The following is a 3,315-nucleotide window of genomic DNA, read 5'->3' on the forward strand; positions in this document are numbered from 1 at the left end:
GTACTACAGCCTGACTTCGTTATGTTGTAGCCACCGTCGCCAGTAGTGGCTGTGACGGGCGCGAGTCTGATGGTCACGTCGGTGAGTTGACCAGGCCAATACAGAATCAAGAGCGCGTGCGGCGGGGACGATCACGTGTGCCAGGAGACGGCGAATTTCTGCTGGTGTGAGGCGGACCAGGCCGCCTGGGCTTTTGGGGCGTGTGCGGCGGTGACGGCGAGGTAGGCGTGGGCGAGCATCGCGAGGGTGATGTGGCGGTGCCAGGCGTCGAACCGGCGGACCTGGTAGTGGTCCAGGCCGGTCTCGTTCTTGGCGGTCTGGAAGCATTCCTCGATCGCCCAGCGGGCTCCGGCCACGCGGATGAGGTCCTCCATCGTCGTTCCCACGGGGCCGTAGCACAGGTAGTAGGCGATCTCCCGTTCGCCGTTGGCATTGGGGACCAGGGAGCGTCGGGCCAGCAGCCAGCGCTGATAGCCGGGCTCGGTCTCGTAGTGCACGGTGGCCAGCGCCCAGTCATACAGCCGGGGCCCTTTGGCGCCATCGCCGCACGACAGGCGCTTCCATGCCTTGGGCGGGGCGTCCGCGACCAGGGTATCGGCGCGCACGGTGGCACCCGCGACGATCTGGTTCTTGGGGACGGCGACCACGTAGTTGACACCGCGCCGCTCCAAAAAGGAGCGGAACTTGTAGTCCATGCCATAGGCCTCATCGGCCGTCGCCCATGACACCGGCAGGCCCGCCTCCAAGGCCCGGCCCAGCATCTGCCGGGCGAGCATCGGCTTGGTGGCGAACTCCACTTCGTCAGGGATGCCGGCCTGCGCGCACCGCCGGCGATCGGCCAGCCAGGACTTGGGCAGGTACAACTCCGCATCGATCAGGGCCCGGCCCAGCGGGGATGCATAGGCCAAGAACACACCGAGCTGGCAGTTTTCGATCCGGCCTGCAGTACCGGAGTACTGACGCTGCACCCCCGCCGACTTTGTGCCCTTCTTGATGAAGCCGGTCTCGTCCACGATCAGCACCGCATCCCGGTGCCCGAGGTGTTCCACCACGTACCCCCGCAGATCCGCCCGCACATCTCGAGCATCCCAGCGGGCGCTCACCAGCAACCGCTGCATTCGATCCGGCGTCGCGTCACCAGCCGCCTCGGCCAACTGCCAGCCGTTCTTCCGCTCCACCGGAGCCAGCAAGCCAGTCAGATACGCCCGCGCCTGACGCCGCGGCTCCACCCGCCCGAACCGACCCGCCACCCGCGCGAACAACACATCCAGCCCGGCCACCCACTTCTGAAGGTCGCCCGCGGTCAGCTCATCCGACATGATCCAGGACTATAGATCACAAAACCTGGCTGTAGTACTAGCCCTCGACCTGCGAACTTCCATACGACGCTCACACAGCGCGCCTGATCATCCTGTTCGCCGCCGACCCGCTCGAAGGGGAAAGCGAGCCAGGGCGCGCTTGACTCTCGGGTAGCCCGAGACCGAATGCTATCTGGGTGAGCAGCCACGATCTCTTGAGCATCGGCGTTTTCGCCGTGGTCAGCGGCCTGTCGACTTATGCCTTCGGCACTACGACGAACTCGGCCTGCTGCGGCCGGCGGCCGTCGATTCGGTCACTGGTTATCGCCGCTACCGCCCGTAGCAGTTCCGGCAGGCCAGGCTGATCTGTCCGCTGCGGCGCGTCGATGTGCCGATCGGCGCCGTTCGCGTCGTGTTGGACGACCCGGACGGCGAGTCGCTGCGCGACGTGCTCATTCACACCGAGAACGGCTGATGAATCGCGCCCAGATTATTTCGCGCATGGTCCGCGTTGTGGACCACTACATCGAACTTGGAGTGGCTATGCCTGACCTGAAGGCCCCCGCATCGTGCCAGGTGACCATCAACGTCACGGACCTCGCCAAGTCGATCTCCTTCTACCAGGCTGCGTTCGACGCGGTGTTCAACGAGGAGACCTCCTCGTTCCAGTTCGGTACCTGGCCGAGTGAGGGGTTCTTCCTGCTGACTGTCGCGCATGAGCCCAACGAGCACGGCAAGCACGAGGGTCCAGCCGGGGTGTCCAGGGCTGAAGTGCCGTACGCGTCGCTCGCTTCGGCCCGAGGCCGATCCGGCTGCGCTCAGCGCGTCAGCTGACCTTCAATTGCTCGTCACCGAAATCTGCGACAAGTTTGAGCGTGCCACCGAGCGCGGCAACGTAACGGTCCAGGACCTCACGAGTGGACACATCGCCGTTCTCGATCTGCGACACGCGAGCCACGGATATGCCCATGCGGTCCGCGACCTGAGTCTGAGTAAGCCCACGTCGCTTGCGCATCTCCGCGAGGCGCCACCCTTGCGCCTCCTGGCGCAGGTGGTGGACCTCGTCTTCGAACGCTTCCACGCCGCCAGCGGTTTCAATCGCGCGCTCCAAGTGACCGCTCTCGCGCCACTTGCGATAGCTGCTCACTGGTTCATCTCCTTGTACCGCTCTGTCAGGTAGGTCTCATACAGGTGTTCAGCTCGTGGGATCGACTGCCGATACCAACGTTCCCAGTTGCCCGCCTTATCTCCCGCAACCAGCAAGATCGCCGCCCGCCAGGGGTCGAAGACAAACAAGATACGGATCTCGCTTCGGCCGGCCGAAGCGGGCCGCAGCTCCTTCATATTAGGGATCTTGGAGCCGGTTATGGTGTCCACCAACGGTCTGCCTTCGGCCGGGCGGTTACGTTCCAGAATCAAGATCGCCTGATTGACCAGCTTGTGCGAGTCACGATCGGTCTCATAGAGCGAGTCAAGGAACTCTCCCACCTCGTCGGTGAAGAAGATCTCCCACTCGTCCACTGCATCCCCTCGTTCCCGATCGATCGAACTCAAGAATATCCTAAACCTTCCAGGATCACCGGGCACGCGCGTTCTGATCCTCTGGCCCCCAAGGGTCTCTAAGGTGGTTCAGGATCGTTCGCCGATGCATGTGCGGCGAGCGCAGGGCCGCGCGCCGACGGTGCGAAGCGCCCTTGACAGGCTCACAAGGACACGATCAAAGCCCGGGCGGGAAGCACGGTCCCTGGCCTGGGCTTTTGCGTGCGTGGAGCCTAGGGGATTCGAACGGCAACACGCTCGCCGCGCAGTCGGGCGCCAGCCTCGCCGACCTCAAGGCACGACAGCGACCGGGCCACGCTGATCTACCAGCACGCCCCGCGTGATGCCGACCGGAAGATCGCCGACGCGCTGAGCGCGCGAGTCGAGGCGGAGCGCGATGCCGGCAAGAGCTAATGGCACGTTGATGGCACGAACGCCGCTTTCCATGATCGGAGAAGCGGCGTTTTGGCTGGTGGAG

Annotated in this window: 5 protein-coding genes; 1 reads left to right on the forward strand and 4 read right to left on the reverse strand. The window is 64.5% G+C overall.

All coding sequences use genetic code 11. The annotated features are described in order from the left end of the window. Positions 1-131 precede the first annotated feature (131 nt). Positions 132-1,319, reverse strand: a complete 1,188-nt coding sequence (locus Msi02_RS21920; protein WP_204050028.1) for an IS701 family transposase — start codon at positions 1,317-1,319, stop codon at positions 132-134. Positions 1,320-1,841: 522 nt separating this feature from the next. Between Msi02_RS21920 and Msi02_RS21925 the strand changes: the two genes are divergently transcribed. Next, complete coding sequence (locus tag Msi02_RS21925) at positions 1,842-2,132, forward strand: VOC family protein (protein WP_204050029.1); 291 nt, start codon at positions 1,842-1,844, stop codon at positions 2,130-2,132. Here Msi02_RS21925 and Msi02_RS21930 read toward each other — a convergent pair. The 3 genes from Msi02_RS21930 to Msi02_RS21940 all read right to left on the reverse strand — a co-directional run. Continuing rightward, positions 2,125-2,445, reverse strand: a complete 321-nt coding sequence (locus Msi02_RS21930) for a helix-turn-helix domain-containing protein (protein WP_204050030.1) — start codon at positions 2,443-2,445, stop codon at positions 2,125-2,127. The genes Msi02_RS21925 and Msi02_RS21930 overlap by 8 nt on opposite strands. Further along, entirely contained in the window at positions 2,442-2,819 is a 378-nt protein-coding gene (locus tag Msi02_RS21935) for a type II toxin-antitoxin system RelE/ParE family toxin (RefSeq protein WP_204050031.1), read from the reverse strand. Before Msi02_RS21935 ends, Msi02_RS21930 begins: the two co-directional genes overlap by 4 nt. A gap of 309 nt (positions 2,820-3,128) precedes the next feature. Further along, positions 3,129-3,315: hypothetical protein (locus Msi02_RS21940; RefSeq protein ID WP_204050032.1), on the reverse strand; the 187-nt coding region annotated here is incomplete at its 5' end.

This window comes from Microbispora siamensis (assembly GCF_016863095.1).
GTDB lineage: Bacteria > Actinomycetota > Actinomycetes > Streptosporangiales > Streptosporangiaceae > Microbispora > Microbispora siamensis.

Coding starts and splice junctions, on each gene's coding strand:
- Msi02_RS21920 (WP_204050028.1), bottom strand. CDS start 1,319: ATGTCGGATGAGCTGACCGCGGGCGACCTTCAGAAGTGGGTGGCCGGG.
- Msi02_RS21925 (WP_204050029.1), top strand. CDS start 1,842: ATGCCTGACCTGAAGGCCCCCGCATCGTGCCAGGTGACCATCAACGTC.